This window comes from Dactylosporangium sp. CA-139066 (genome assembly GCF_050936175.1).
GTDB lineage: Bacteria > Actinomycetota > Actinomycetes > Mycobacteriales > Micromonosporaceae > Dactylosporangium.
Genome location: NZ_JBNJNH010000001.1, coordinates 7,051,440 through 7,077,223, shown reverse-complemented (window position 1 = coordinate 7,077,223; position 25,784 = coordinate 7,051,440). Strand labels below are relative to the sequence as shown.

Here is a 25,784-nt window from a genome sequence, read left to right as displayed (position 1 = left end):
GGTATAAATCCGACAAGTCGTGGCGCGCCAGCGCCCGACTTGTCGCAAATGCTCGCCGGCCGTGAAGACGCCGCTCAAGGCGGTGCAACGCCCGCTGCGATGGGTCTTGCGTGCCGTGAACATCAACGGTGCCGTGGTCGTTTGGGTCGCGGAGATCAAGGTGCCGCGACTGAGGCAGCACTGCGATCCGCTGGGCCGCGACTGCTGCGGACCGTTCGGCCGTCGGCGATCGCGGCGCTGGCGGCGAACGCAGCGCCCCGGCGGACGAGGGCGTGCGCGACCACGACGCGCTGGGCGGCGGGGGTGGCAATCGGGGCGGGGTGGTTCAGGGGAGTGTGGCGCCCAACGCGTGGGCGAAGGCGACGACCGCCGGATGCGCGGCGGAGCCGGCCCGGAACGCCAGCCGGGTGCGGCGCCGCGTCGGCAGCGGCGTGAGCACCACGCCGGCCGGCACGTCCGTCGCGGCCAGCTCCGGCACCAGGGCCACCCCCTGGCCGGCGGCGACGAACGTGAGGACGGTGACGAAGTCGTCGGCGTGGTGGCGTACGCGCGGGGTGAAGCCGGCGGCCTCGCACGCCCGCACCGTCATGGTGTGGCACAGCGTGCCGCGGCTGGCGAGGATCCACGGTTCGTCGCGGCACTCCGGCAGCGAGCGCGGGCCGGCGGCGGCGATGAAGATCGTCTCCTCGAGCAGGGGAGCGGTCCGCAGGGCGGGGTCCGGCTCGATGGGGACCAGGTCGTAATCGTGCACCAGGGCCACGTCCAGGGCGTCGTCGCGCAGCAATGCGGGTACCGCGGCCGGGTCCAGCTCCTGCACCGCCAGCTCGAGGGCCGGGTGGGCGGCGGCCAGCGCGACCAGGGCGGGCAGCAGCAGCGTGCGCATCGCGGTCGGGAACGCGCCGATGCGCAGCGGGCCCGACAGGCCCGTGCGGGTGGCGACGACGGCGGCGCCGGCGCGTTCGAGGGCGGCCAGGACCTCCTCGGCGTGGGTCGCCAGCACCACGCCGGCCGGGGTGAGGGTCACGCGGCGGCCGGTGCGGGCCAGCAGGGGCACGCCGGCCTCCCGCTCCAGGGCGGCGAGCTGCTGCGAGATCGCCGACGGGGTGTACCGGTGGGCGGCCGCGACCGCCGCGATCGTGCCGTGCTGGGAGAGGTCGCGCAGCAGGCGCAGGCGGCGGACGTCGAGCATCAGCTCAGCTTACGCTCGACGGTGCGAATATGAACTGGACCTTGCGCTCGGGAGCGGGCGACGCTGGACGGCATGGAGCTGCATGGGATCTTCGTACCGCTCGTGACCCCCTTCGACGCCGGCGGCGGCGTCGACATCAAGGCGCTGCGGCGGCTGGGGGAGTCGGTGCTCGGCGACGGCGCGGCGGGGCTCGTCGCGCTCGGCACGACCGGCGAGCCCGCCACGCTGACGCCGGCCGAGCGGGCCGAGGTCGTCGGCGCCTGCCGCGAGCTGGGCGCACCACTGCTGGTCGGGGTCGGGGGCAGCTCGACCGCGGCGTGCGCGGCCGAGGTGGCGGCGCTGCCCGACGGGGTGGCGGCGATGGTGGTCGTCCCGCCGTACACGCGGCCGGGGGAGGCGGGGGTCGTCGCGCACTTCCGGGCTGTGGCGGCGGCGTCGGCGGTGCCGGTCGTGGTGTACCACGTGCCGTACCGCACGGGGCAGACGCTCTCGCCGGCCACCGTGCTGGAGGTGCTGTCGATCCCGAACGTGATCGGCATGAAGCTCTCCGACGGGCCGATCACGGGCGACACCGTCGCGCTGCTGGGCGCCACCGACCGCAGCATCCTCGGCGGCGACGACGCCGTCATCTCCCCGCTGCTGGCGCTCGGGGCGAGCGGCGGCATCCTCGCCTCGGCGCACGTGGCCACCGCCTCGTACGTCGCCCTCTACGAAGCCTGGCGGGACGGCGACGCGAAGGCGGCGCGCGGGCTCGGCGGCGGGCTCGCGGCGCTGTCGGCGGCGCTGTTCGCCGAGCCGAACCCGGCGGTGATCAAGGCGGTGCTGCACGCGCAGGGGCGCATCGCGACCGCCGCGGTGCGGCTGCCGCTGCTGCCGGCCGGCGACGCGGCGCGCGACGCCGCGCTCGCCCTGCTATGAGTCGCCCTTGCGCTCCTCGCGCTTGCGCAGCTCCTCCTCGCGGCGGCGCAGGTCGGCCTCCCACTTGGAGAACATCTCCTCGTCCGCCTTGCGGTTGCGGGCGATTTCGCGCAGGAACTCCGGGTCGTCGTCTGGGGCGAGCCGGCGCTGCCGCGACGGGCGCTGGTCCTCGGGGAAGCCCGCGCCCGGGCGCCACTGCGCGCCGGCGCCGGCCCGGGCCGCCTGCTGCGGGCGGCCGGCAACGAACCAGGCGATCCAGCCGACCGGCGAGAACAGCAGGATGATGAAGACCCAGGCGATCTTCGGCAGGTTGCGCACCAGGTACTCGTCCGTCGACAGGCAGTCGATCAGCGCGACCACGAGCATGACGAGGTCGATCAGGAACAGCAGACCATAGAGGCGAATCACGCCGGACATCATGCCGGAACCCGGCGCCGTGTGTTGTCCCGCCGGGCGTTTGGCAGGATCGGCCGTGTGACCGATACCGACCTGGCCGCGCGTATCGCCGGCACCTGCCGCCTGACCGGGCAGTTCGTCCTGCGCTCGGGGCGCACGGCGACCGAGTACTTCGACAAGTACCGCTTCGAGGCCGACCCGCGCCTGCTGGACGAGGTCGCGGCGCGCGTGGCCGCGCTGATCCCGCCCGGCACCGAGGTCCTCGCCGGGCTCGAGATGGGCGGCATCGCCGTCGTGGTGGCCGTGGCCCGGCACGCGGGCCTGCCGTGCGCGTTCGTGCGCAAGGCGGCGAAGCCCTACGGCACCCGCCGCCTCGCCGAGGGCGCCGACGTCGCCGGCCGGCGGGTGGTGCTCGTCGAGGACGTGGTGACCTCCGGCGGCCAGGTCCTGCTGTCGGCGGCCGAGCTGCGCGCGCTCGGCGCCGACATCGGGCACGCGCTGTGCGTCATCGACCGGCAGGAGGGCGGCGCCGAGGCCCTCGCCGCCGAGGGCATCGAGCTGCGGGCCGCCTTCACCCGCGCGGACCTCGACGAGTCGACGCCGCGGGGCTAGGCGAGCGCGACGCGCAAGTACCCGAGGTCGAGCTCGCCCCGCCGCAGCCGCTCGACGTCGGTGCGGTGCGCGTCGACCGGGATCAGCAGCGCGTTGCGGGCCGCCTCGGGGCGGGCCGGACTCCGGCGCTTCGGCGGCGGCCCGGCCGGCTCGCGCTTGACGTGCCGCTCCCGGCGGCCGGCGCCGAGCCGGGCCCGCACGTCGGACCAGCGCGCCGCCGGGAACTTCAGCGACTCGTCGGCGAGGACCAGGTCGCGGGGGATGCCGCGCTCGTCGCGGACCGGGAACACGACGATGGTGCGCTCGGCGGCGAGCTCGGCCAGGGCGAGCATCCGCAGGCCCTCGCGGCGCGACACGCACAGCTCGCGGTCGCGGATGAGCACGGCGCCGCGGGACGGGCGGGCCAGGCGCAACACGCGATAGGCGTAGGGGCCGACCTGCACGTCGTCGCGGATCGTCACGACATAGGGTTGGGTCCTATGGTGCGCATCGAGCGGCTGGTCACGTCGGGCACGTTCTCCCTGGACGGGGAGACCTTTGACGTCGACAACAACGTCTGGATCGTCGGTGACGACGAGGAGGCCGTGGTCATCGACGCCGCCCACGACGCGGGGGCGATCGTGGACGCGCTCGGCGGTCGCCGTGCCCTCGCGATCGTGTGCACCCACGGTCATGACGACCACATCGATGCCGCGCCCGAGGTGGCGCTGCACACCGGCGCGCCGATCCTGCTGCACCCGGACGATCTGCCGCTGTGGCACATGAGGCACCCCGCTCTCGAACCGAACACGCACCTTACCGACGGCGACGTCATCCGGGTAGGCGGCGCGCAGCTGCACGTGCTGCACACCCCCGGCCACAGCCCCGGCGCCGTCTGCCTGCACGCCCCTGAGCTGGGCGTCGTCTTCTCCGGCGACACCCTCTTCCAGGGCGGCCCCGGCGCGACCGGCCGCTCGTTCTCCGACCGCCCGACCATCCTCGCATCGATCCGGTCCCGTCTGCTGACCCTGCCGCCGGAGACGATCGTGCACACCGGCCACGGCCCCGACACCACGATCGGCGCCGAGGCGCCCGGCATCGAGGACTGACCGGACACGCGTCAGCCGGCGTCGGCGAGACGCTCCAGGATCGCGGCGGCGTGCAGGAGCGCGTCGCGCTCGCCCGGGCTCAGCTCGCCGGCCATGACCGCGGCGAGCCACTCGTCGCGCAGCCGCATGTCCGCGCGCAGCGCCGCGCGCCCCTCGTCGCTGATCGCGAACACCCGCTGCCGCTTGTCGGCCGGGTTGTCCAGCCGCCGGATGTGCCCGTCGGCCTCGAGGTCGGCGAGCACGCGCGTGACCGACTGTGGCTGCAGCCGGTCGGCGGCGGCGAGCGCCCCGGCGGTCAGCGGCCCCTTGCGCGCCAGGTGCGACAGCATGCTGATCTTCGTCAGGCTCAGCCCGTCGGGCGCGCGCTGCAGCTGCAGCCGGCGCGAGAGCCGCTGGGTGGCGCGGCGCACCGCGCGGGCCGCGGACAGGTCGGGATCAGGTTCCACCGGCGCCTCACGTCACGAGCTTGACGCTCACCGTACCGCGCTGCGATATTCAGCATGTGCGTAATATCTGGTCCGCGATGGCCGGCTTCGCGCCGGTCCTCGCCACCGTCGCCACGCTCATCCCGGTCGCCGGCGCCGCGCACACCGGCATCGGCATCGTCGTGCTCGGCGCCGCGGTCAGCCTCATGTCCGGCCGCGCCGCGCACGGCGGCGGCCCCTGGCGCCTGCTGCTGGTCCCGGTCGGCGCGGTCGTCGTGGCCGCCTTCGCCGTGCTGTTCCACGCCGCCCACGCGTACGGCGACGCCTTCTTCGTCGTGGCGGTCGCCGCCGCCACCGCGGCCCGCGCCCTCGGCCCGGCGGCCGGCCGGCTGGGCCGCGCCCTGGTCCTGCCGCTCATCGGCATGCTGCTCGCCCCGGTCAACCCCGGCCCGCATCCGGCGCAGACGCTGGCGTGGGCGACCCTGGCCGTCTTCGTGGCCGAGGCGTATGTGCTGCTGGCGCGGCTGATCCGGCGTACCGATGCGGAAGAGGAACTGCCGAGCACGGCCCCTGCCCGCGTCCACGTCTGGCGCGGCGTCCAGTCGGCCCTCGCGCTGACGCTGGCGTTCGCGATCGGCCAGACGTGCTTCGGTGAGCACTGGGCGTGGACCGTGATCAGCGCCTACACGGTCGGCGCGGCGGCGCGCTCGCGCGGCGACGCGCTGCTCAGGGGCGCCCACCGCACCCTGGGCGCGCTCGGCGGCACGCTGGTCGCCACGGTCCTGGCGCTGGCGATCGGCGAGCGCCCGGCCGTGGCCGTGGCGCTGCTGCTGGCGATCCTGGCCGCCGCGTACTACCTGCGTCAGTTCGGCTACGCCTGGTGGGCCGCGGGCGTCACGGCCGCGCTCGCGCTGCTGTACTCGCTGCTCGGCGTGTCCGGCACGGCCGCGCTGCCGCTGCTCGGCGCCCGCCTCCTGGCGGTCCTGATCGGCGCGCTGTGCGCGATCCTGCCGGCGACGCTGCTGGCGCCGATCCGCACGGGCGCGGTCCTGCGCAAGCGCACCGCCGAGGCGCTGCGCTCGGCCCGCGACGGCGACTACGCCCTGGCCCAGCGCCAGGTCGCCGCGCTGCGCGAGGCCGCTGCGCCGCTGCTGGCGATCCGCCGCCTCCGCGAGCGCCGCGAGCTGATGTGGGTCGACGCGCTGACGGCCGCGCTGCCCGACCTGCGGACCCTGGCCGAGCGCCCGCAGGACCCGGCCGCGCTGCGCCGCGTCCGCAAGACCCTGTCGGAGGTGGCGGACGACCTGCGCGCCGCGGCCGGCCGTCCGGCTCCGGTGCCCGTTGCATAAACAGGGCCGGGACTCGGGTCCGTGCAACTGACGACCGTTGTTCCCACCAGACAAAACTCGGGCCTGGCGGCCCTCGGCCAGGTCCGCGGTGCCAAGACCCCTACTCGTACTCGGCCGCCCGCGCCAGCAACGCCTGGCGTTCGGCATCCGCATGGGCCAGCCCGGCCGCCTGCCGGAACAACGCGGCCGCGCGCGCCCGGTCCCCGTCGCGCCCGGTGAGGTCGGCCTCGGCCGCGATCGCGTGCGGATAGTCGTCGAGCGCCCCGGAGGCCCGGGCGGCGGCCAGCAGGGCCAGGCCCGCCCGCGGCCCGTGCGCGTAACCGTGCGCCACGGCCCGGTTGAGCGCGATGACGGGCGTGGGCTGCCGCGCGTACAGCGCGTCGTAGCACTCGGCGATCCGCGTCCAGTCGGTCTGCGCGGCGCTGCTCGCGGTGGCATGACAGGCGGCGATGCGGGCCTGCAGCGTGTACGGCCCGTCGCCGCCGGACGGCCGCGCGTCGAGGGCGGCCAGGATCGCGACCCCCTCGGCGATGGCGGCGTGATCCCACAGCGCCCGGTCCTGCTGCTCGAGCGTGAGCAGCCGCCCGTCGCCGTCGCGCCGCGCCGCCCGCCGCGAGTGCTGGAAGAGAAACAGCGCCAGAAGCCCGGAAATTTCGGATAGATCGGTCGCGGCGGCGGCCCGGGGCAGCAGCGCCCCGAGCAGCCGCGCGAGCCGGATCGCCTCGTCGGCGAAGGCCGGCGACCCGTCCGCGTTGTACCCGTTCGTGAACAACAGATAGAGCACCCCGAGCACGCCGGGCAGCCGCTCCGCGAGCGCCGCCCCCTCCGGCACCCGGTACGGGATCCCCGCCTGCGCGATCTTCGCCTTCGCCCGCGTCAGCCGCCGCGTCATCGTGGCCTCCGACACCAGGAACGCCCGCGCGATGTCCCCCGTCGGCACACCGCACACGATCCTCAGCGTCAACGCCACCCGCGCCTCGAGCGGCAGCGCCGGGTGGCAGCACGTGAACACCAGCCGCAGCCGGTCGTCGGGAAACCCGGAGGCGTCGCCCGGCGCCGGCTCCCCCCGCTCGAGCACGGCGACGTCGCGCAGCTTCCCCCGCTCCACGCTGGCCCGCCGCAGCACGTCGACGGCCCGGTTGCGCGCCGCCGTCATCAGCCACGCCGCCGGGTTGTCCGGCACCCCGCCGGAGGGCCACCGCTGCAGCGCCGCCGTCATCGCCTCCTGCGCGCAGTCCTCCGCGAGGTCCCAGTCGCCGGTCATGCGGATCAGCGCCCCGACGATGCGCGGATACGCCTCCCGGGCCGCCGACGCGACCGCCGCCGCGGTGGCGTCCACCGCGGCGGCAGCCGGGACCGAGGGGCGCGACGTCACCGCTCGAGGTCGACGAGCGGCCGGATCTCGAGCCGCCCGCCGCGGGCCATCGGGTGGGCCCGCGCGACCGCGATCGCCTCGTCCAGGTCGGCGCACTCGAGCAGGTCGAAGCCGACGATGACCTCCTTCGTCTCGGCGAACGGCCCGTCGGTGACGAGCAGCTCGCCGTTGCGCACGCGGACCGTGGTGGCCGCCTCCGCGGGCCCCAGGACCGAACCCATGACCCGCCGCCCGGCCGAGTCGTTCTCCGACACCCACAGCTCGATGTCGGGCTCGTTCGACTTGTCGGTGTCGGGCTCGGTGTCGCTGCAGACGAACATCATGTACTTCATCAGGGATTTTCCCTTCATCGGAAGTCGCTTCAACCCTAGTGACGAACGGGTGCCGCGCGTCCGGACCGGTCGCCCGAAGATTTTTCTACTGCAGGGGGAAACGCCCGTTGCGGAACAGGTCGACGAAGATCTGGTGGTCGGCGCGGGCCCGGGCGCCGTAGGAGTGGGCGAAGTCGACCAGCATCGCGGCGAAGCCCGGCTCGTCGCGCTCGAGCGCCGCCAGGATCGCCTCCTCGGTGGAGAAGTCGACGAGGGCGTGCGCGTAGTCGTCGTCGGCGACGGAGTGCATCCGCGCCGTCGCCCGGCCCAGGTAGGACCACACCGGTCACGTCGGCGAGCTCGTTGACGTCGCTCCAGTCGAGGTCCGCGGCGTACGGCGACACCTCGGCCACCATCTGGCCGACCCCGCGCAGCTCCGTGTGCCCCGCCCACGTGTCGGCGTGGGCCTGCAGGGCGCGCTGCGACTCGCTCGTGCGGTGGCCCTGGTGGCGGAAGTACTCGCGCACCCGCGGGTCGGTGACCCAGCGAGAGACCGCCGGGGTCTGTCCCTGCCCGTCGAAGTCGTTGACGTTGAACACCAGGACGCCGGCCGAGTTCATGTAGGTGCCGAAGTTCTCGGCGTGCAGGTCCCCGTGGATCCACACGGCGGAGGTCCGCGGGTCGAGGAACTCGTCGGCCGTGCCCTGCACGTCGGCGTAGAACAGGCAGGCGCTGCCCCGGTAGAACGCGAACGGCGACGCCGCCATCTTGCGGAACTTGCGCCGGAACGCGGCCGGGTCGAGCGCCATCAACTCCCCGAACTCGGTAACAACACATCGGTCAGCACCTCGGCACGCTCCATCACCCGACGATACGGACCGCATGACGTTTGTCATCGCAACCGGTGCGCGGCGGCACTGATGCCGCCGGCCGGCGCCCCTGAGCCAACGACGGGTCAGGCCTCTGTTCGCGGACAAGGGTCGCTCGGGGGTGATCTATTCAGCCGTTCCAACGATCTCGGTGGAGCGCTGCTTGCCCACCCAGCCGGGGGCCGTGGGGCTCTGGCTGCTTGTGGCGTGGCGTCGGCGGCGGAACTCGCAGGCGAGCGTGGTGCTCCGCACGCGGCCGGCCGGCCCGCCGGTGACCGGGCACCTGTTCGTTGCCGGGTGCGCCGCTGCGGGTTTTGAGGGGGTGCGGGTGGAGCGAAGCTCCCCCGCCGCGAGCGAAGCGAGCCGGGTACTCAGCCTGCGGCGAGGCCGTCGGCGACCAGGCGGAGGCCGCGGCCCTTCGACGACTCCGGCAGGCGCTGCTCCATGACGAGCGCGCCCGCGATCACCGCGTGCAGCTCCCGTGTCGTCAGGTCTGGCCGCACCGCGCCCGCCGCCTGTGCGCGCTCGAGGAGCCGTGACAGGGCGGCCTCCAGCTGTGCGCCGGCGGCGTGGATCGCCGGGCCCGGGCCGGCGGTGTCGGTCAGGGCGGCCGACAGCGCCAGGTTCTGGGCCGCCTCGCCGGCCAGGTGGTGGAAGAAGTCGAAGAAGGCGGGGCCGGGGTCGGCGGCGTCCGCGAGGGCCGCCGCGCGCTCGGCCAGCTGCCGCAGGCGGTCCTCGATCACCGCGGCGAACAGCGCGTCCTTCGTCGGGAAGTGGCGGTGCACCGTGCCCGGGCCGACGCCGGCCCGGCGGGCCACGTCGTCGAGGCTCACCGACGGGCCCGACTCGGCGAACGCCTCGCTGGCGGCGGACAGCACCCGCTGGCGGTTGCGCACCGCGTCGGCGCGCGGCTGGCGTTCGGGCATGGGACATCAACCCCTTGAAACCGGGGCGACGGCCCCGCTACAGTCCAAGCGGGGCGGTTGCCCCGGATAATGAAAGGACAGGCTGCGGATGATTATCGTGACCGGGGCCAACGGCCCGTTCGGGCGGCTCGTCGCGGAGCGGCTGCTGGGGGAGGACCTCGCGGTCAGCGTGCGGGACGTCGGCAAGGCGGCGGCGCTGCGCGAGCGCGGGGCCGCCGTGCGGCACGGCGACTTCGGGCGGCCCGAGACGCTGCCGGGCGCGTTCGCCGGCGCGGACACCATCCTGCTCAACGCCACCTACTACGGCACGCCGCCGGAGGTCCGCGGCGCCCACCTGCGGGCCGCGCTCGGCGCCGCCGTCGCGGCCGGCGCGCGGCGGGTCGTCGTCACCAGCTGGCAGGACGCGGAGGCCAGCACCATCCCGTCGGTGGCCGACTTCCCCGCGACCGAGCGGGCCGTGCGGAACCTGCCCGTGGCGTGGACCGTGGTCCGGGTCGGGTACGGGCTGGCCGCCGCCCTCGCGCGGGACGTCATCGCCGCCCGGCGCGACGGCGTGCTCACCGCGCCCGCGGGTGAGGCGCGGGTGGCCGTGGGTGAGACCGCCGAGCAGGCCGAGGCACTCGCGCGGGTCGTGGCCGAGCGTGGCGGCGTCCACGACGGGCGCACATACGACCTGACCGGCCCCGACACCGTCGGCTGGGCCGACCTGGCGGCGATGGCGGGGGAGGGGGTCGCCTACCGGCCGGAGACCGACGCCGGCTTCCGTGAACGATCGATCGCCGCCGGTTTCCCGCCGGCCGTCGCCGAGCAGTTGCTGGCGCTGTACGCATCGTTTCGCAGCGGGTGGGCCGGCACTCCCACGGGTGACCTCGAGGCCCTGCTCGGGCGCCGCCCGCTCGCCGCCCGCGACGCGGTGCGCAATGCCATCGACGGGTGGAAATGGTCCTGAACCACGCAACGGCCGGGTGAGGGATAGCATCAAGATCCTGACCCGGGTGATCGGCGCGATGAATCCGACCCGAACAGCCGGGTGGAACGGCCGTTCCGGGGCAGGCGTCCCGCGGTACCGGCGAGTAGGGTATTGATCTTGTGTCGATGCATTGCGTGACGTGTGGTGCTCCCGGACACGACACTCGCGGCGCCATCCTCTGTGTCCACCACGGCGGCGTGCCCTCCGCGGCCTACGTGGCCGCCCTCGTCGGCGGCGGCGTGGCCGAGTCGGCCGCGGCCGACCTCGTGCCCGACGAGCTCGACGCCGAGCTCGACGACCTCGACGCGCGGCCGCCGACCGCGCTGCGGGCGTACACCTGGCTGTTCGTCGTCGTCACCGCGCTGCACACCGCCCTGCTCGCCGTCGACGTGCTCGTGCTGCGCCGCGAGGACGCCGTCCTGCGGGCCTACGAGGTCGACGCGGCCACCCTGGAGCGGCCGGGCACCGCGGCCGTGTTCGCGCTCGTCGAGCGGCTCGGCGAGGCGGTCACCGTGGCCCTGTGGGTGACGCTGCTGATGTTCGCCGTCTGGCTCGGCGTCGTCGGGCGGGTCGCCGACCGGCTCGGGCACGACCGGCGCTTGCTCATGCGGCACTGGACGTACCTCGGCTGGCGCATGACCCTCATCCCGCTGGTGATCTACCTGTTCATCGAGGCGGCCCGCGACGACGTGCGCCCGGCCGACCCCGCGGCGTTCGTCGCCGAGGCCCTGACCGCCAACCACACGGCGATCATGTTCGCGTCGCTGCGCATCGTGATGCTGGTGCTGCTCGGGTCGTACACCGTGATCGTGTGGCGCCGGCTCAACCCGCGCGAGCCGGTCATCCCCCCGCCGTACTGAACGGGATGCTCAGCTCTGCTCCATCCACCACTCCGTGAACTCGCGCGCCTGCCCGACCTGGTCCAGGCGCAGCAGCCACAGGTTGCTGTAGGTCGTCGACGGGTACACCGTCGTGCCCTGCACCACCGACAGCTCGGGCGTCACCACGACCGGGAACCAGCTGAACGTGGCCTCCCCGGGGGCGTCCTTGCGCGCGAGCCACTCCGCGATGATCGTGTCCCGGCCGCGCCACGGCTCGCGGTACGGCGCGGTGTAGTACGCCGCGTCCGCGGCGAACAGGGCCCCGATCTCGGCCGGGTCATTGCTGTTCCACGCCCGCACGTAGCCCTCGACCCAGCCCGTCACGGCCTCCAGATCCGTCATGGGCTATTCCTACACGTACGCTGGAGCCGTGGCGAGGTACTTCGACGTACATCCGGACAATCCGCAGCCCCGGCTGATCGGGCAGATCGTCGCGCTGCTGCGCGAGGACGGCCTGGTCGCCTACCCCACGGACTCCTGCTATGCGCTGGGCTGCCAGCTCGGCAGCCGCCCGGGGCTGGAGCGCATCCGCGAAGTACGCCGCCTGGACGACCGGCATCACTTCACGCTCATGTGCGCCGACTTCGCCCAGCTCGGGCAGTTCGTGCAGATCTCCAACTCGGTGTTCCGGCTGGTCAAGGCCGTCACCCCGGGCAGTTACACGTTCATCCTGCCGGCCAGCCCCGAGGTGCCCCGCCGGCTGCTGCACCCGAAGAAGCGCACCGTCGGCGTGCGCATCCCCCAGCACACCGTCACCCAGGCGCTGCTGGCCGAGCTCGGCGAGCCGCTGCTGTCCAGCACGCTGCTGCTGCCCGGCCAGGACGAGCCGATGACGCAGGGCTGGGAGATCAAGGAGATGCTCGACCACCAGCTCGACGCGGTCATCGACGGCGAGTGCGGCACCGAGCCGACCACGGTGGTCGACCTGTCCGAAGACGAGCCGGAGATCCTGCGCGTCGGCGCGGGTGACCCCAGCCGCTTCGAATAACAACCCCCAACCGCCAATCGAGCTCTGAGGCCTCATCGGGCAACCAGGTCGTTCGCGGTGCGCAGGACCGGCGCGGCCGACCACGCGGCCGGGTCGGTGTTCGTCGTGCCGTGGACCGTCAGTGTCACCGACTCGCCTGGTAGCAGCGTCACCAGCTGGCGGTCGATGGTCGCCGACGGATCGACGCGGTCCGGGAACACCGTCAGGTCGCGCACGAACGTGCGCGCGGTGACGTCCAGGGCGACGCCGCCGGAGATCGGGCGCACCGCCACGTCGACGGCGGGGGCGGGGTAGCGCAGGTCGACGTCCTCGGCGAAGAACCACACGGCGTCCCCGGCGACGAGGAGCTCGGCGCTCGGGTCGTCCGCGGTGGCCACGTCCGGCGGGAGCGGGACCGTCGCCGCGCCACCGGGCGGTACGTCGAGGGTGATCGCCGTCTTGGCCAGCACCGCGCCGGTGAAGGAGACGCGGCGGACCTCCAGCGGGGTCTGCCACCTCGCCGGGGTGTCGTTGAGCGCGACCAGCGCCAGGCCGCCGTCGCGGGGCTGGATGGTGAGCAGCTGCGGGGCGTAGACGCGGCGCAGGGCGTACCACAGGGGCTTGCGGCGGCCGTCGCCGTCGACCGCGGACCACGACGTGACCGGCCAGTCGTCGTTGAGCTGCCACATGATCGTGCCCATGCACAGGGGCTTGAGCGAGCGGAAGTGCTCGATGCCGAAGGCCAGGGCGCAGGCCTGGTTGAGCTGCGTCGACCAGTGCCAGTCGTCGAACGACGACGGCGGGGGGAAGTGGCCCGACAGGCCGCGCAGGAGCTTCTCGTTGCCGCCGGTGGCCTTCTGGTGGGACGACTCCGGGGTGAGCGGCTCCGCCGTCACCGAGCGGCGCAGCGTGGCGTACGCGGGCGGGGCCTGGAAGCCGAACTCGGCCAGGAAGCGCGGGCGGTAGGTGCCGTAGTGGCGGTAGTCGTGGGTGTTCCACACGTCCCAGATGTGGGTGGTGCCGTGGGACGGGTCGTTCGGGTGCAGGTCCGGGGTGCCCGAGTAGGGGCTGCCGGGCCAGTAGGTCCGGGTCGGGTCCAGCGACGCCACGATCCGGGGCAGGACGTCGAGGTAGTAGCCCTCGCCCCAGGTGCGGCCCTGCAGCTCCTCCGGCCAGCCCCAGTCGTGGTAGCCCCAGATGTTCTCGTTGTTGCCGACCCACAGGACCAGCGACGGGTGCGGCATGAGGCGGACCACCTGCTCGCGGGCCTCGGCGGCGACCTCCGGGCCGATGGGGGGCTCCTCAGGGTAGGCGGCGCAGGCGAACGGGAAGTCCTGGCCGACCAGGAGGCCGAGCTCGTCGGCGAGGTCGTAGAAGTCGTCGCTCTCGTAGATGCCGCCGCCCCACACCCGCAGGTAGTTCACGCCGGCGTCGCAGGCCTGGGCGATCCGCTCGGCGTACCGGGCGCGGTCGACGCGGGTGACGAACGCGTCGTCGGGGATCCAGTTCACGCCGCGGACGAAGATCGGGCGGCCGTTGACGACCAGGGTGAAGCGGGAGCCGTCGGCGTCCGCCGTCGTGTCCCACTCGACGGTGCGGAAGCCGATGCGGCGGTGCCACGCGTCCAGCCGCGCGCCGCCGGCGTCCTCGAGCGTGACCTGCAGGTCGTAGAGGGGCTGGTCGCCGTGGCCGCGGGGCCACCACCGCCGGGCGTCGGGGACCTCCAGGCTCACCGTCGCCGCCGTGGCGTCCGGCGCGATCTCGGCGGTCGTCGTCCGGCCGGCGACCTCCATGCGCAGCCGCAGGGCCGCCGGCCGCCCCCGTTCCAGGTCGACGTGGAGGTCCACCCGGTCGGCGCCCACGAGCGGCCGGACCCGGGCCAGGCGGGCCGTGGACCAGGCGTGCAGGCCGATCGGGCGCCAGATGCCGGCGGTCACGACGGTCGGGCCCCAGTCCCAGCCGAAGTTGCTGGCCATCTTGCGGATGTACTGAAACGGTTCAGGATAGGCGTTGGGGCGGGCCCCGACCTCGTCGCGGACGCGCTCCGCGTAGTCGTACGCCGAGTCGAACCGCACCCGCAGCACGTTGCCGGAGGGGCGCAGGGCGCCGGCGGTGTCGAAGCGGTACGACCGGTGCATGTTCGCCGTCCGCCCGAGCTCGACGCCGTTGAGCTCGACGGCGGCCACCGTGTCCAGGCCCTCGGCGACCAGGTCGACCCGCTCGCCGTCGATGCCGTCGAACGTCGTCTCGTACACCCAGGCCGACCGGCCGATCCAGTGCAGCCGGTCCTCGTTGTCGTCGAGGAACGGGTCCGGGATCGCGCCCGCGGCGAGCAGGTCGGTGTGTACGCAGCCGGGCACCGCCGCGGGGAACTCCCGGCCGTCGGCGGCCCGGAGGGTCCAGCCGGTGTGCAGCGGACGCTGGACTGCCATGTGGACTCCCGAAGTACTGAACCGGATAAGCTCCTGGAACCCGAACACTAGGTGGCGGCCCGAAGCAGTGTCAACTGAAGCGTTTAGGCGGGCGGGTCGACTGGCGGGCCGTCAGGGTCCCCGGCGGGAGGGTCAGGTGGGTCTCGCCCCCGCCGCCGATCGCCTGCAGCAGCGCCCGGGCGGTCAGCTCGGCCTGCAGCGCCGGCACCTGCACGACGGCGGTGATCTCCGGGACCGTGATCTGGCACAGGTCGGAGTCGTCCCAGGCCACGACCGAGAAGTCGTCGGGCACCGACAGGCCCATCTCGTGGGCGACCTTGAGCGCGGCGGCGGCCATGACGTCGTTGTCGAAGACGAGCGCGGTCGGCGGCTCGGCCCGGCTCAGCAGCTCCCGGGTCGCGCGCATGCCGTCGGCGGCGCTGTAGTTGGTGTACACCACCCGGTATCGCACCTCGCCCAGCTCCTCGACCGCCGCGACGTAGGCCGCGTCGCGCTGGGCGGTGTGCAGCAGCTCCCGGGGGCCGGCGACGCGGGCGACGTCGCGGTGGCGCAGGGCGCGCAGGTAGCCGATGATGCCGTGCGCGGTGCCGGCGACGTCGGCGTCGACGGAGCTCAGGCCGGACAGGTCGAAGCCCTCGGACCCGCCGCCGATGACCGCGGCCGGCAGCCCGATGTCGCGCAGCGCGGCCGGGCGCGGGTCGCCGTGGCGCAGGTCGGTGAGGATCACGCCGTCGACGTGGCGGCCCGCGTACCAACGGCGGTACACGTCGATCGTCTCGGTGAAGTCGTCGACCAGGTGCAGTACCAGGGCCACGTCGTTGCGGTTGAGCTCCGCCTCGACGCCGCTGAGCATCTGGGTGAAGAAGGAGTCGACGACCATCACCCGCGGCGGGCGCACGAGCACGATGCCGACCGCGTTGGCCCGGGCGGTGCCGAGCGAGCGGGCGGCGATGTTCGGGGCCCAGCCCAGGTCGCGGGCGGCCGCGAGCACCCGGGCCCGGGTCTGCTCGGACACGCCGGGGCGGCCGTTGAGCGCGTAGGAGACCGCGGCCTCCGAGACGCCGGCGTGCACGGCGACCTGCCGGATCGTCACTCGCCCGTGATGGTGCTGTTCGCCCGAACCTGTCATCAGAACGGCAGTCTAGCCTCGAAGAAAGCATGAGCAGCTCACTTGGTGGCACCGGCGGTGAAGCCGTTGTAGATGAACCGCTGCAGGAGCAGGAACACGATGAGGGTGGGGACGATGACGAGGATGACCCCGGCCGAGATGACCTCCCACTGGGCGCCGAAGGGCCCCTTGAAGCGGAACAGCGACGTGGAGATGACGCCGAGGTCCTGCGACGGCATGTACAGGAACGGGATGTAGAACTCGTTGTAGATCGCGATGCCCTTGATGATGACGACGGTGGCGATCGCCGGCTTCATGAGCGGCAGGATGATGCGCCGGTAGATCGTGAACGGGCCGGCGCCCTCCAGCGCCGCCGCCTCGTCGAGCTCCGTCGGCACGCCGCGCAGGAACTGCCGGAAGATGTAGATCGCGATGATGTCGGTGCCGAGGAACAGCGCGATCGCCGACCAGCGGGTGTCGTAGAGGCCGAGGGTGTCGACGACCTTGAACGTGGCCACCTGGGTCGTCACCCCCGGCACGAGCGTGGCCAGCAGGAACAGCGCGATGACGACGCCGCGCAGGCGGAACTCGAAGCGGTCGATGGCGTAGGCGGCCATCGAGCCGATCAGGACGGTGCCGGCCAGGGACACGGCCAGGATGATCGAGGTGTTGACGAAGCCGCGCAGCATGTGGCCGTCGCTGAACGCCACCGCGTAGTTGTGCAGGTTGAACCAGTCGTGCGGCGGGTCGAACGGGCCGGTGGTGGCGAACTCCTGGTGCGTCTTGAGCGAGGCGAGCACCAGGACCAGCGGGGGCAGCAGGACGACGATCGACGCGCCGGCGAGCGACAGGTACTGCAAGACCCGAGTCACGATGCGACCTTCCGCTGGGCCCACGTCACCAGGCTGACGATCGCCAACAGGACGACGGCCATCGCCGAGGCGAGACCGAACTTGTAGTACTTGAACGCCATGTTGACCGTCTGGATCACGAACGTCTCGCTCTCGTTCGCGCCGCCGGTCATGATGAACGGGATCTCGAAGACCGACAGGGCGCCCGAGATCGCGAGGATGAACGACAGCCCGACGACCGGGCGGATGCCGGGCAGGATGATGTACCGGAACCGGGCCCACCGGCCGGCGCCGTCGAGCTCGGCGGCCTCGTAGAGGTGCGCGGGTATCGACTGGATCGCGCCCAGGAACAGCACGAAGTTGAGCCCGAGGTACCGCCAGATCGACGTGCCGGCCAGGGACCAGTTCACGACGTCGGGGTCGCCCAGCCACTGCTGGCGCGCCCCGTCCAGCCCGACGGCGCCGAGCGCGGAGTCGAGGGTGCCGCCGGGCTGGAAGAAGAACAGGAAGATCATCCCGATGGCGACGCCGTTGATGAGGTACGGGAAGAAGATGATCCCCTTGAACACGTTGCGGAACCAGGTGCTGAAGCTCAGCACGGTGGCGAAGTACAGCGCGAGCAGGATCTGGACCACCGCCCCGGCCACGTAGTACAGGCTGACCTTCAGCACGCCGAACAGCTCGGGGCGGGTGAAGATCTCCACGTAGTTGCCGAGCCCCACGAACTCCTTGCTGGGACTCAGCCCGTCCCAGGAGGTCACGCTGTACCAGAACATGTTCACGACCGGGATGTACGTGAACACGATCAGGAACAGCAGCGGCACGACCAGGAACGCGTACGGGGCGGCGGTCCGGCGGGTGCTCACTTGAGCTTGGCCCGGGCCTGAGCCCACTTCTTGTTCAGGTCGGCGAAGATCTGGTCCTTGGACTCGTTCTTCGCGCCGCGCGCGGCGTCGACGATGCCCTGGCGGTACTTGCCGTCGAACAGCGCGATCTCCGCCGCGTTGCCGATCTTGTCGGCCAGCCCCTCCTGGCCCTTCGGCGCCGGGTTGAGCTCGATGAACTCGGTCTTCGCGGCGGTCAGGTCGGCGAGGGTCGAGGGCATCGCCGCGCTCTTGAGCGTGGCCACGCCGCCCTGGTCGGTGGCGTAGTTCGACTCGTCGGTGAACCAGTCGATCCAGGCCCGCGCGGTCGCCTTGTTCTTCGAGTTGATGTTGATCGCGTTCTTGTAGTCGCCCCCGACGACGGTGTGGAACTTTCCGTCGGTCTGGTACGGGAACGGCCAGTACCCGATGTCGTCCTTGCTCGCCGCCGCCTGCTGCATCTGCACGATCGACCACGAGCCGAGCATCATCGTGGCGATCTTGCCGGTGCCGAGCAGGTTCTTGGACTGCTCCCAGTTGGTCGTCGTCGGGTCGGGTTCGGTGTAGCCGCCCTTGACGGCGTCGTAGAGCAGCGAGTCGATGACGTACTGCTCCTTGCCGGCGGTCCAGGGCGCGTCGTCCTGGCCGAGCTTGTTGACGGCGTCGGGGTCGCCGCTGATCGCGCCGCGGGCGCCCTCCCACTGGCCCAGCGGCCAGCCGTCCTTGTAGTTGGTGTACAGCGGGATGGCCCCGGTCTTGTCCTTGATGGCCTTGAGCGCGGCGAGGAACTCCTCGGGCGTCCTGGGCGCCTCGGTGATCCCGGCCTGGGCCCAGACCTTCTTGTTGAACACGTACCCCTGCGCGTTGCCGGTGATGGAGAGCCCGTACACCTTGCCGTTGTACGTCTGCTCGGTGCGCACGAAGCGGTACTTGTCCTTGAGCTCGTCGACGGTGCCGAGCGGCTCGAAGAACGAGGGCAGCTGGTCGGCGTTGACCGAGTTGGGGATGAGCAGCACGTCGCCGTAGTTCTTGGTGTTCATGCGGACCCGGACCTCGCCCTCGTAGTCCGTGATCGCCTCGAACTTGACGGTCGTGCCGGGGTACTTCGCCTCGAACTTCTTCTTGTAGTCCTGGAAGACCGTGTTGACGATGTCGGTGCGCTGCGTCAGGACGGTGATCTCGCCGGCGATCTTGCCCGGGTCGGCGGCCTTGTCGTCACCGCAGGCGGCGAGGGCCAGGCTCAAGGCGAGCAGTCCGATGAGGGGTGTTTTCATGGAGAGCCCCTTTCGTTATTCGGCGCGGAGATTGGCGATGTCGAACGAGCCGCCGCCCGAGAACCACAGGTAGTAGGCGCGCACGTCGGCCAGCGCGGCGCCGTCGCACGACATGGCGGTCGTGAGGTCGATCGAGACGGTCGTGGCGGTGCCGGCGTTGACCCAGCCGAACGTGGACTGGCACCAGGTCCAGGCGTCGCCGGTCTGCACCGCGAGGCTGGTCGAGGTGCCGGCCGCGCCGGTGGTCAGGTCGTACTTGACGGTGCCCCTGCCCGACAGGTCGAGCGACGCCGGCAAGGGGGAGACGCCGAACCAGCCGCCGTCGGCCGTGTCGATGTGCAGACCCGTGACGGTCCCGGCGTTGGTCTGCCAGTTCGCCGAGGCGAAGCCGTCGGTGGGGATGGGCAGCGGGTCGCCCGGGCGCGGGCGGACCGTGACCGTGATCGTGGCCGCGTTGGAGGTGCGGCCGGCCTCATCGCGGATGGTGTACGTCGTCGTGGCGCGGCCCACGAAGCCCGCCGCGGGCGTGAACGTCACCGCGCCGGTCGCGGCGTTCAGGGTGAACGCGCCGCCGCCCGGGGCGAGCGTGATCGTCGAGGGCCTGACCTTCGTCCGGTATGCGATGTCGTTCGCGGCCGGCATCAGCGTCACCGGCTCGTCGTGCAGGGTCTGGGCGGCATCGTCGTCGGCCACGGGCGGGCGGGAGCGCCGGCCGTGGAGCAGCTCGTCGCCGGCGTTGGAGATCGTGGTGCAGACCGGGCTCGGGCAGTACACGGTGAAGCCGTCGTAGTCGGGGTAGTTCGTCCCGTCGTCCTGGACGCCGGAGAGGAGCCAGTAGAGGAACCCGTCGATGCCGTCGCGCACCGCCTCGTCGGTCCAGGCCTTGTACACCGGGTTGCGGGTGGCCCTGTCCTTGTACCCGAACTCGCCCAGCATCACGGGCTTGCGGATCCGGTCGGCGACCTGCACATGGGTGCGGATCCACCGGGTGCCCCAGGCGGCGTCCTTGCCCCAGCCGTCGGGGTACAGATGGAAGGACATGAGGTCGACCGCGGGCAGCGCGGCGAGGGCCGCCGAGTCGACGCCGTCGGCGCAGTTGACGGTCCAGTCCGTGCTCGCGCGGTCGCTGCACAGGAAGCCCTCGTCGCCGACGCCGACGAGGTGGTGCGGGTCGCTGGCGTGGATGAAGCGGCTCACGTCGTCGGCCCAGCTCACCAGGGTCTTGTCGGTGCACGTCGCGGATCTGGGCAGGGCGCCGGACCCGCCGCAGCGCGGCTCGTTGGCCAGCTCCCAGGCCATGACGGCCGGGTCGTCCTTGTACTGCACGCCGGTCAGGCTGTTGGTGCGGTTCAGGACGTGGGCGACCCAGTCCTTGTACCAGCCCCGCACGACCGGGTCGGTGTAGAAGTCGTCGTGGTGGGTGCCCCCGTGCCAGCGCACGTACTGGTCCATGCCCCCGAAGTCGCTCCAGTTGTTCGTGAGCGGGATGACGAGCCGGATTCCCTTGTCGTGGGCGGCCTTGAGCACGTAGTCGAGGCGCTGCAGGCCGTCGGGGCCGTCGTTGGGGACGGGCTTCGTGCCGTCGAAGGACAGGAACGACACGCCGTTCTGCCCGGACTCCATGAAGCCCCAGGTGCGCAGCACGTTGAAGCCGGCCGCCGCGGCGTCGCCGAGCACGTCGTCGACCATCGCGCGCGAGTTGTAGTGCAGGTAGTAGTTGTTGGAGCCGGCGAACCGGAACGTCTTGCCGTCCAGCCGCAGGTCGGATCCCTGCCGCGTGACGAAACCGGTGCCGCGCTCCGCGGCCTCGGCATTCCCGGCGAAGGTGAGGATCGCGAGGGCGGCGGCCGCGCTCGCGAGCAGTCTTTTGTACATCGATGGCCTCCTTTGGCGGGGGAGGGTAGTCAGCAACGTGCATGCGTCAATGGAGCCGGACCACCCACGCTGATCAGCCCGGACGCCGGGCGTGAAACTTTCCGCGGGCACATCGTGTTAAGCGCTTAATCTGAGCCGACGATACGAGCCGGGCCCAGGTCAGTCAAGGACGTGATTACCCGCTTCAGTCGCGCATGAGGTCGGCGGCGGTGAGCAGCGAGCGGGTGCCGAGGCGCCGCCGCGTCTCGTCGCGCTCACCCAGGTCGTCGACGACGCAGGCCAGCCCGAGCCACTCGGCGCCGGCCTCCTCGACCATCTCCCGGACGGCCAGGGCCTGGGCGCCGGTCTCGACCCAGTCGTCGACGCACAGCACCCGGTCGGCCGGGCGGATCAGCGCGCGGCGGAAGCTCAGGACGGCGCCGCCCTCGTGGTACGTCCCGGGCAGCCGCCGGGTGGCGTAGAACGCCGAGTGCAGCGCGACCCGGTCGTTCTTGCGCGCCTCGACGAGCCCGACGCCGAGGTGGGCGGCGACGAGTGCGCCGAGCAGCGTCCCGCGCGAGGCCGGCCCGATGACGACGGTCGGCGTGGCGTCGATGAGGCCGGCGACGGCCGCGGGCAGGTCCCGCAGGACGACGGGGTCGCGCCACCACTCCGTGATGTCGGCGAAGACGACGTCGGGCCCGCCGCGCCAGTGGAAGCCGACGCGGAGCCGGGCCTTGATGTCAGGCACGTAGCTCAGGCACCGAGCGCCGGGGCCGGCTGCCAGCGCCAGCGGGGGTGGCAGTCGGGGTCGTTCGCGGCCAGCACCGCCTTCAGGACGCCGTCGGGGTCGCAGCTGTACAACCCGGAGCTCCAGACGTTGTTGACCTCGAGGAACGCGAACTGCCCGGCGTCGGTGCGCCCGACGTCGATGACCGCGGTCGGCGGCACGTCCTGCGCCGGCAGGTCGGCCAGCACGAGCGCGACGAACGCCGCCGCCTCGTCGTGCCACGACGCCCGGTGCGTGCGCAGCGACGGGCTCCACTCCTCGCCCTCGACCAGGTACGGCGACCAGGCCACCGGCTGCCGGCCGATGGTGAAGACGCGGTACTCCGAGGCGAGGTCCAGCCAGTGGTCCATGATGATCAGCGTGCTGTCGGCCGGCAGCCGGGCGGTGCGCAGCCGGTTGCGCAGGTCGTCGGCGTTGCGCACCCACGCCGCGGAGAACGCCGGGTGCTTCTCGTCGGCGAGCTTGGCCACCGCGGGCCGCGGCCCGACGATGTCCGGCGCCTCGCCGACGCTCACGAGCCGGATGTCGCGCCCGGTGACGTCCCGCGGCAGGGCGGCGAACCACGCCGGTGACGCCCCAAACAGGCACACGTCGGCGCCGCCGGCGATGAGCGTGGTGAGGTAGCCGCCGGCCGCGCGCCAGGCCACCCCGTCCGCCGAGTGCAGCCCCTTGACCTCCGCCGGGTCGCCCGGCAGCTGCTCGACCGGCAGGCCCATGCGCTGGGCGGCGTGCGTCAGCGCCGCGCTCGCCTCGGGGGAGCGCACGCGCATTGCCAGGGTCCGGAACTGACGCACCCTCACATCCTGCCAGCGAGCTTCGTCAGTGTCGTTGCCGGAGGCCACAGACGGCACAACGCTGCCCGGACGGGCTCACCGAGGGCATCCACGGTGACACTTTCGGGGACATCGAGGTCGACTTTTGGTATGAAAGTTACAAATCGGGCACGGTAATGCCATGGCTACCGAGCTGCGGAACCGCTTCGTCGTCCCGCCGATGGCGCGCCGCCGCCGCGTCCAGCGCCGCCGCCGGCTGGTGATCGCCGTCACGCTGCTGACCGTGGTGTCCGGCACGACGGTGGTGCGCACCTACGCGCACGACGTCGACCGCGGGGTACACGTGCTGGGCATCGACGTCGGCGGCCGTTCCCGCGACGACGCGCGCCGCGCCCTCGCCGCCGGCCTGGCCGCCCGGGTGCGCCAGCCGGTCGCGGTCAAGGTCGGCAGCGAGCCCGCCGTCGTCGAGCCCGCGTCCGTGGGCCTGGCCGTCGACGTCGACGCCACGATCGCGCGGGCCGAGGCGGCGTCCCCGGCGCCGTTCGCGGCGGCCGACGTCGAGCCGGTGGTGACCGTCGACGCCGCCCGCCTGTACGCGGTGCTCATGGACCACCTCGGCCCGCAGGGCGACGCGCCGGTCATGCCGGCCGTGCGCTTCGACGGGCTGCGGCCGGTCCCGGTGTACCCCGAGGCCGGCCGCGGCCTGGACCGCCGCGCGATCGGCGCGGTCGCCGCCGCCGGCTGGCTGCGCCGGCCGGTGCTCGAGTTCCCGGTCGTCGACCTGGTGCCGCGCAGCACCCGCGCCGACGTCGACCGCCTGGTCCGCGAGCTGGCCGCGCCCGCCGTCGCCGCCCCGCTGGTCCTGGCCACCCCGCGCGGCGACGTCACCGTCCCGGCCGCCGGCATCGCCGCCGCCCTGCGCCTGGAGTCCGGCCCGGACGGCGCGATCACCCCGTCGCTGGACGCCGGCGCCCTGCGCCGCGCCGTGCCCGCCGCCCTGGCCCGGGTGGAGATCCCGGCGACCGACGCCCGCATCGAGATCGAGGCGGGCCGGCCGGTCATCCGCCCGCAGACCGACGGCCGGCGGGTCGACCTGAGCGCCCCGGCGCTGCTGGCCGCGCTGCGCTCGACCGCCACCCCGCGCCGCGTCCAGGCCCCGCTGATCTCCGCCCCGGCCGCCGTCACCGCCCAGTCCCTGGCCAAGCTCGGCGTCACCGAGCCGGTCGGCACGTTCACGACCCACTTCGACCCCGACCAGCCGCGGGTGGTGAACATCCGCACGATGGCCGAGGCGCTGCGCGGCGCCCTGGTCCGCCCCGGCGAGACGTTCAGCCTCAACCAGCGCGCCGGCGACCGCACCCACGCCCGCGGCTACGTCGACGCGCCCGGCATCGAGGACGGCAAGATCAAGAACACCCCCGGCGGCGGCGTCTCCCAGGTCGCCACGACGCTGTTCAACGCCGCCTACCTGGCCGGCCTGCAGGACGTCGAGCACCACCCGCACAGCTACTACTTCGACCGCTACCCCGCGGTGATCGAGGCGACGGTCGTCTACGGCGCCCTGGACCTGCGCTTCCGCAACGACGGCCCGAGCGGCATCCTGATCGACACGGCGACGGCGGCCGACTCGGTGACGGTCACGCTCTACGGCACGCGCCGCTACGAGGTCTCCACCGAGTACGGGCCGCGCATGAAGGTCGTCCAGCCGCGTCCGGTGTACCTCACCGAGTCCGACTGCAACCCGACGAACGGCGCCCCGGGCTTCACGCAGGAGGCGTACCGCGTCTTCCGCCACGACGGCAAGGAGCTTCGCCGCGAGCGCTTCGTGTGGCGCTACGACCCCGAGCCGCAGTTCATCTGCGGCCCGCCCCCGCCGCCGTCGAACCGCCCCACGGCCGCCCCCTGACTGAGCCAGGCTCCAGCTCGCGCCACGCCCGCGGCGACCCGCCGCGCCTCGCGGTCGTTCAGCTCTCGCCATTTCCGCAAGGTCAACATCCGCCGCACGCTACCCGTCGCCCGCGCGGTGCCAAGGTGCGTCCGGCGTAGGGCAGGGGCGTCGTCGGCGTCGGTCCAGGACGGCGTTGCCGTTCTGTCACTGAAGACTCTTCGTTCGTTCACGACCGAACGACGACGGGCTGGAATGATGCACGCATGTCGATGAAAAAGATCGTCGTTGCGGCGGCGGTAGGTGCCGCCGCGCTGCTCGTCGCCACGCCCGGGCCGGCCGGCGCCACGCCGCCGGGGATTCCTTCGAAGGCCACCGCGCAGACGCAGCTCAACGCGCTCACCGTCGCCGCCGAGGGGTCGATGAGCGGGTACTCGCGCGACCTGTTCCCACACTGGATCACCATCAGCGGCTCGTGCGACACCCGCGAGACCGTCCTCAAGCGCGACGGCACGTCGGTCGTCACCAACAGCTCCTGCTCGGCCACCTCTGGGCGCTGGTACAGCCCGTACGACGGCGCGACCTGGACCGCCGCCTCCGACGTGGACATCGACCACGTGGTGCCGCTGGCCGAGGCGTGGCGCTCCGGGGCGAGCGGCTGGACGACGGCGAAGCGCCAGAGCTTCGCCAACGACCTGAGCCACCCGCAGCTCATCGCCGTCACCGACAACGTGAACCAGGCCAAGGGCGACCAGGACCCCACCACGTGGCAGCCGCCCTTGACCTCTTACCGGTGCACCTACGCCAGGATGTGGATCAACGTGAAGTACACCTGGGGCCTGAAGCTGCAGTCGGCGGAGAAGTCCGCGCTGCAGTCCATGCTCAACCTGTGCTGAGCGTGCTGGTCCCGGCCTCCACGACGTAGGACGCGCTCGTCGACACCGCCGCCGTGCGCGTGGCGACGGTGTCGACGGTGCGCGCGTCGGTGCGCCACAGGTCCTTGCCGACCTCGCAGCGCAGGTAGCCGCGGCGGGATCCGTCGAAGTAGCGCACGTGCGGGTTCAGCACCGGTTGAGCAGCTCCCGCCGGCCGAGGCGGCGGCCTGGCTGAGCCGGGTCGCCCCGCCGAAGCGAGGTTAGTGGGTGTAGGGCTCCAGGCAGCCGAACTCGGCGGCGGAGCCCCGGACCTCGGCGGTCACCCGCTCCGGGCGCACGTCGCCGATCACGCACGCGCGGGTGCCGATGCGCACGGCGTAGACGGCGCCGGCGACCGTGGGGTCGCGCATGCTCTGGACCTGGATCCGGTCGGCGGCGTAGCCCAGGGCGAGCAGGGCCGACCGGGTGGCGGTGTAGCCGAAGTCGTTGCCGGCCCGCACCGCCTCCAGGGCCGGCTTGATCTTGTCCGCGGCCGCCTGGGCCTCGGCCTTCTCGGCGTCGGTGAGCTCGGTCCGCACCTTCCACGCGTTGTTCTCGGCGTTGTGCGGCGCGCCGTCGCCCGGCGGGACCGTCCGCGGCGTCGGCGACGGGCCCAGCGGGTCGGGGGCGGCGGGCGCCTCGGCCGGGCGCGCGCATCCCGCGGCGAGGGCCAGGGTGAGCGCCAGGGCCGCGGCGAGTCGGATTCGCATGGGCCGATCCTGCCGTAGCCGGGCGGATCGGGAATCCGTGCGGCTACTCAACAG

At 72.8% G+C, this 25,784-nt stretch carries 27 protein-coding genes and 1 pseudogene; 9 read left to right on the top strand and 19 right to left on the bottom strand.

Translation table 11 applies throughout. The features are described 5' to 3' along the window. Positions 1-325 precede the first annotated feature (325 nt). Positions 326-1,189 (bottom strand): LysR family transcriptional regulator, encoded by an 864-nt coding sequence (locus ACQEVU_RS32550; protein WP_433330313.1) that lies wholly within the window; start codon positions 1,187-1,189, stop codon positions 326-328. Between the two features lie 72 nt (positions 1,190-1,261). Here ACQEVU_RS32550 and ACQEVU_RS32545 point away from each other — a divergent pair, with 72 nt between their 5' ends. Beyond that, positions 1,262-2,107, top strand: a complete 846-nt coding sequence (locus ACQEVU_RS32545; protein ID WP_433330311.1) for a dihydrodipicolinate synthase family protein — start codon at positions 1,262-1,264, stop codon at positions 2,105-2,107. Here ACQEVU_RS32545 and ACQEVU_RS32540 read toward each other — a convergent pair. Further along, the gene (locus tag ACQEVU_RS32540; protein WP_433330309.1) at positions 2,102-2,515 is read right to left on the bottom strand and encodes a PLD nuclease N-terminal domain-containing protein; all 414 of its coding nucleotides are present in this window, start codon (positions 2,513-2,515) and stop codon (positions 2,102-2,104) included. The genes ACQEVU_RS32545 and ACQEVU_RS32540 overlap by 6 nt on opposite strands. Positions 2,516-2,581: 66 nt before the next feature. Here ACQEVU_RS32540 and ACQEVU_RS32535 point away from each other — a divergent pair, with 66 nt between their 5' ends. Beyond that, complete coding sequence (locus ACQEVU_RS32535; RefSeq protein ID WP_433330307.1) at positions 2,582-3,115, top strand: orotate phosphoribosyltransferase; 534 nt, start codon at positions 2,582-2,584, stop codon at positions 3,113-3,115. Here the strand turns inward: ACQEVU_RS32535 and ACQEVU_RS32530 are convergent. Beyond that, the gene (locus ACQEVU_RS32530) at positions 3,112-3,576 is read right to left on the bottom strand and encodes a hypothetical protein (RefSeq protein ID WP_433330305.1); all 465 of its coding nucleotides are present in this window, start codon (positions 3,574-3,576) and stop codon (positions 3,112-3,114) included. The two genes, ACQEVU_RS32535 and ACQEVU_RS32530, sit on opposite strands and share 4 nt — an antisense overlap. A gap of 18 nt (positions 3,577-3,594) precedes the next feature. Between ACQEVU_RS32530 and ACQEVU_RS32525 the strand changes: the two genes are divergently transcribed. Next, positions 3,595-4,203, top strand: a complete 609-nt coding sequence (locus ACQEVU_RS32525) for an MBL fold metallo-hydrolase (protein WP_433330303.1) — start codon at positions 3,595-3,597, stop codon at positions 4,201-4,203. A gap of 11 nt (positions 4,204-4,214) precedes the next feature. Here the strand turns inward: ACQEVU_RS32525 and ACQEVU_RS32520 are convergent, their stop codons facing one another. Further along, positions 4,215-4,649 (bottom strand): MarR family winged helix-turn-helix transcriptional regulator, encoded by a 435-nt coding sequence (locus ACQEVU_RS32520; RefSeq protein WP_433330301.1) that lies wholly within the window; start codon positions 4,647-4,649, stop codon positions 4,215-4,217. 56 nt (positions 4,650-4,705) lie between these two features. Here ACQEVU_RS32520 and ACQEVU_RS32515 point away from each other — a divergent pair, with 56 nt between their 5' ends. Then, positions 4,706-5,977: an FUSC family protein gene (locus tag ACQEVU_RS32515; protein WP_433330299.1), complete on the top strand. Its 1,272-nt coding sequence runs from the start codon at positions 4,706-4,708 to the stop codon at positions 5,975-5,977. Positions 5,978-6,077: 100 nt separating this feature from the next. Here ACQEVU_RS32515 and ACQEVU_RS32510 read toward each other — a convergent pair whose 3' ends face one another. From ACQEVU_RS32510 to ACQEVU_RS32495, 4 genes and pseudogenes are all read right to left on the bottom strand, one after another. Next, entirely contained in the window at positions 6,078-7,352 is a 1,275-nt protein-coding gene (locus ACQEVU_RS32510) for an RNA polymerase sigma factor (protein ID WP_433330297.1), read from the bottom strand. Next, entirely contained in the window at positions 7,349-7,684 is a 336-nt protein-coding gene (locus ACQEVU_RS32505) for a YciI family protein (RefSeq protein WP_433330295.1), read from the bottom strand. The genes ACQEVU_RS32510 and ACQEVU_RS32505 overlap by 4 nt, the downstream gene beginning before the upstream one ends. Positions 7,685-7,769: 85 nt before the next feature. Then, positions 7,770-8,525: pseudogene (locus ACQEVU_RS32500) on the bottom strand (DUF2252 family protein). Between the two features lie 378 nt (positions 8,526-8,903). Further along, positions 8,904-9,458 carry a TetR/AcrR family transcriptional regulator gene (locus ACQEVU_RS32495; RefSeq protein ID WP_433330293.1) on the bottom strand — a complete coding sequence of 185 codons (555 nt, stop codon included), beginning with the start codon at positions 9,456-9,458 and terminating at the stop codon, positions 8,904-8,906. Positions 9,459-9,546: 88 nt separating this feature from the next. Here ACQEVU_RS32495 and ACQEVU_RS32490 point away from each other — a divergent pair, with 88 nt between their 5' ends. Together ACQEVU_RS32490 and ACQEVU_RS32485 are read left to right on the top strand one after the other, a co-directional pair. Then, complete coding sequence (locus tag ACQEVU_RS32490; protein WP_433330291.1) at positions 9,547-10,407, top strand: NAD(P)H-binding protein; 861 nt, start codon at positions 9,547-9,549, stop codon at positions 10,405-10,407. A 218-nt stretch (positions 10,408-10,625) separates the two neighbouring features. After that, on the top strand, positions 10,626-11,288 hold the full coding sequence (locus ACQEVU_RS32485; RefSeq protein WP_433330289.1) for a hypothetical protein: 663 nt from the start codon (positions 10,626-10,628) through the stop codon (positions 11,286-11,288). A gap of 9 nt (positions 11,289-11,297) precedes the next feature. Here the strand turns inward: ACQEVU_RS32485 and ACQEVU_RS32480 are convergent, their stop codons facing one another. Beyond that, positions 11,298-11,651 carry a nuclear transport factor 2 family protein gene (locus ACQEVU_RS32480; protein WP_433330287.1) on the bottom strand — a complete coding sequence of 118 codons (354 nt, stop codon included), beginning with the start codon at positions 11,649-11,651 and terminating at the stop codon, positions 11,298-11,300. A 28-nt stretch (positions 11,652-11,679) separates the two neighbouring features. Here ACQEVU_RS32480 and ACQEVU_RS32475 point away from each other — a divergent pair, with 28 nt between their 5' ends. Next, entirely contained in the window at positions 11,680-12,297 is a 618-nt protein-coding gene (locus ACQEVU_RS32475) for an L-threonylcarbamoyladenylate synthase (protein WP_433330285.1), read from the top strand. A gap of 32 nt (positions 12,298-12,329) precedes the next feature. Here the strand turns inward: ACQEVU_RS32475 and ACQEVU_RS32470 are convergent, their stop codons facing one another. The 8 genes from ACQEVU_RS32470 to ACQEVU_RS32435 all read right to left on the bottom strand — a co-directional run bounded on the left by ACQEVU_RS32470 (position 12,330) and on the right by ACQEVU_RS32435 (position 22,242). Continuing rightward, positions 12,330-14,708, bottom strand: coding sequence for a glycoside hydrolase family 2 protein (locus tag ACQEVU_RS32470; RefSeq protein WP_433330283.1), 2,379 nt, complete (start codon positions 14,706-14,708; stop codon positions 12,330-12,332). A gap of 70 nt (positions 14,709-14,778) precedes the next feature. Next, on the bottom strand, positions 14,779-15,801 hold the full coding sequence (locus ACQEVU_RS32465; RefSeq protein WP_433330281.1) for a LacI family DNA-binding transcriptional regulator: 1,023 nt from the start codon (positions 15,799-15,801) through the stop codon (positions 14,779-14,781). A gap of 74 nt (positions 15,802-15,875) precedes the next feature. Continuing rightward, positions 15,876-16,688: a carbohydrate ABC transporter permease gene (locus tag ACQEVU_RS32460; RefSeq protein WP_433330279.1), complete on the bottom strand. Its 813-nt coding sequence runs from the start codon at positions 16,686-16,688 to the stop codon at positions 15,876-15,878. Further along, positions 16,685-17,533, bottom strand: coding sequence for a carbohydrate ABC transporter permease (locus ACQEVU_RS32455; RefSeq protein ID WP_433330277.1), 849 nt, complete (start codon positions 17,531-17,533; stop codon positions 16,685-16,687). Before ACQEVU_RS32455 ends, ACQEVU_RS32460 begins: the two co-directional genes overlap by 4 nt. Then, positions 17,530-18,804, bottom strand: a complete 1,275-nt coding sequence (locus ACQEVU_RS32450; RefSeq protein ID WP_433330275.1) for an ABC transporter substrate-binding protein — start codon at positions 18,802-18,804, stop codon at positions 17,530-17,532. Before ACQEVU_RS32450 ends, ACQEVU_RS32455 begins: the two co-directional genes overlap by 4 nt. Positions 18,805-18,819: 15 nt before the next feature. Continuing rightward, positions 18,820-20,679, bottom strand: coding sequence for a cellulase family glycosylhydrolase (locus ACQEVU_RS32445; RefSeq protein WP_433330273.1), 1,860 nt, complete (start codon positions 20,677-20,679; stop codon positions 18,820-18,822). A gap of 184 nt (positions 20,680-20,863) precedes the next feature. Further along, positions 20,864-21,409: a phosphoribosyltransferase family protein gene (locus tag ACQEVU_RS32440; RefSeq protein WP_433330271.1), complete on the bottom strand. Its 546-nt coding sequence runs from the start codon at positions 21,407-21,409 to the stop codon at positions 20,864-20,866. A 5-nt stretch (positions 21,410-21,414) separates the two neighbouring features. After that, positions 21,415-22,242, bottom strand: a complete 828-nt coding sequence (locus ACQEVU_RS32435) for an ATP-grasp domain-containing protein (protein WP_433330269.1) — start codon at positions 22,240-22,242, stop codon at positions 21,415-21,417. A gap of 160 nt (positions 22,243-22,402) precedes the next feature. On the opposite strand from ACQEVU_RS32435, the gene ACQEVU_RS32430 reads away from it, so the two are divergent. After that, positions 22,403-24,127 (top strand): VanW family protein, encoded by a 1,725-nt coding sequence (locus ACQEVU_RS32430; protein WP_433330267.1) that lies wholly within the window; start codon positions 22,403-22,405, stop codon positions 24,125-24,127. A 251-nt stretch (positions 24,128-24,378) separates the two neighbouring features. Beyond that, positions 24,379-25,002, top strand: coding sequence for an HNH endonuclease family protein (locus tag ACQEVU_RS32425; protein WP_433335168.1), 624 nt, complete (start codon positions 24,379-24,381; stop codon positions 25,000-25,002). Here ACQEVU_RS32425 and ACQEVU_RS32420 read toward each other — a convergent pair. Continuing rightward, positions 24,989-25,174, bottom strand: coding sequence for a hypothetical protein (locus tag ACQEVU_RS32420; protein ID WP_433330265.1), 186 nt, complete (start codon positions 25,172-25,174; stop codon positions 24,989-24,991). The two genes, ACQEVU_RS32425 and ACQEVU_RS32420, sit on opposite strands and share 14 nt — an antisense overlap. A gap of 67 nt (positions 25,175-25,241) precedes the next feature. Continuing rightward, positions 25,242-25,730: a hypothetical protein gene (locus ACQEVU_RS32415; RefSeq protein WP_433330263.1), complete on the bottom strand. Its 489-nt coding sequence runs from the start codon at positions 25,728-25,730 to the stop codon at positions 25,242-25,244. Positions 25,731-25,784: the final 54 nt, after the last annotated feature.

Excerpts from the sequence above, each read along its gene's own strand:
- ACQEVU_RS32480 (WP_433330287.1), bottom strand. The coding sequence starts at position 11,651 with ATGACGGATCTGGAGGCCGTGACGGGCTGGGTCGAGGGCTACGTGCGG.
- ACQEVU_RS32490 (WP_433330291.1), top strand. The coding sequence starts at position 9,547 with ATGATTATCGTGACCGGGGCCAACGGCCCGTTCGGGCGGCTCGTCGCG.
- ACQEVU_RS32450 (WP_433330275.1), bottom strand. The coding sequence starts at position 18,804 with ATGAAAACACCCCTCATCGGACTGCTCGCCTTGAGCCTGGCCCTCGCC.
- ACQEVU_RS32545 (WP_433330311.1), top strand. The coding sequence starts at position 1,262 with ATGGAGCTGCATGGGATCTTCGTACCGCTCGTGACCCCCTTCGACGCC.
- ACQEVU_RS32445 (WP_433330273.1), bottom strand. The coding sequence starts at position 20,679 with ATGTACAAAAGACTGCTCGCGAGCGCGGCCGCCGCCCTCGCGATCCTC.
- ACQEVU_RS32430 (WP_433330267.1), top strand. The coding sequence starts at position 22,403 with ATGGCTACCGAGCTGCGGAACCGCTTCGTCGTCCCGCCGATGGCGCGC.
- ACQEVU_RS32525 (WP_433330303.1), top strand. The coding sequence starts at position 3,595 with ATGGTGCGCATCGAGCGGCTGGTCACGTCGGGCACGTTCTCCCTGGAC.
- ACQEVU_RS32425 (WP_433335168.1), top strand. The coding sequence starts at position 24,379 with ATGAAAAAGATCGTCGTTGCGGCGGCGGTAGGTGCCGCCGCGCTGCTC.
- ACQEVU_RS32415 (WP_433330263.1), bottom strand. The coding sequence starts at position 25,730 with ATGCGAATCCGACTCGCCGCGGCCCTGGCGCTCACCCTGGCCCTCGCC.
- ACQEVU_RS32550 (WP_433330313.1), bottom strand. The coding sequence starts at position 1,189 with ATGCTCGACGTCCGCCGCCTGCGCCTGCTGCGCGACCTCTCCCAGCAC.
- ACQEVU_RS32495 (WP_433330293.1), bottom strand. The coding sequence starts at position 9,458 with ATGCCCGAACGCCAGCCGCGCGCCGACGCGGTGCGCAACCGCCAGCGG.
- ACQEVU_RS32505 (WP_433330295.1), bottom strand. The coding sequence starts at position 7,684 with ATGAAGTACATGATGTTCGTCTGCAGCGACACCGAGCCCGACACCGAC.
- ACQEVU_RS32470 (WP_433330283.1), bottom strand. The coding sequence starts at position 14,708 with ATGGCAGTCCAGCGTCCGCTGCACACCGGCTGGACCCTCCGGGCCGCC.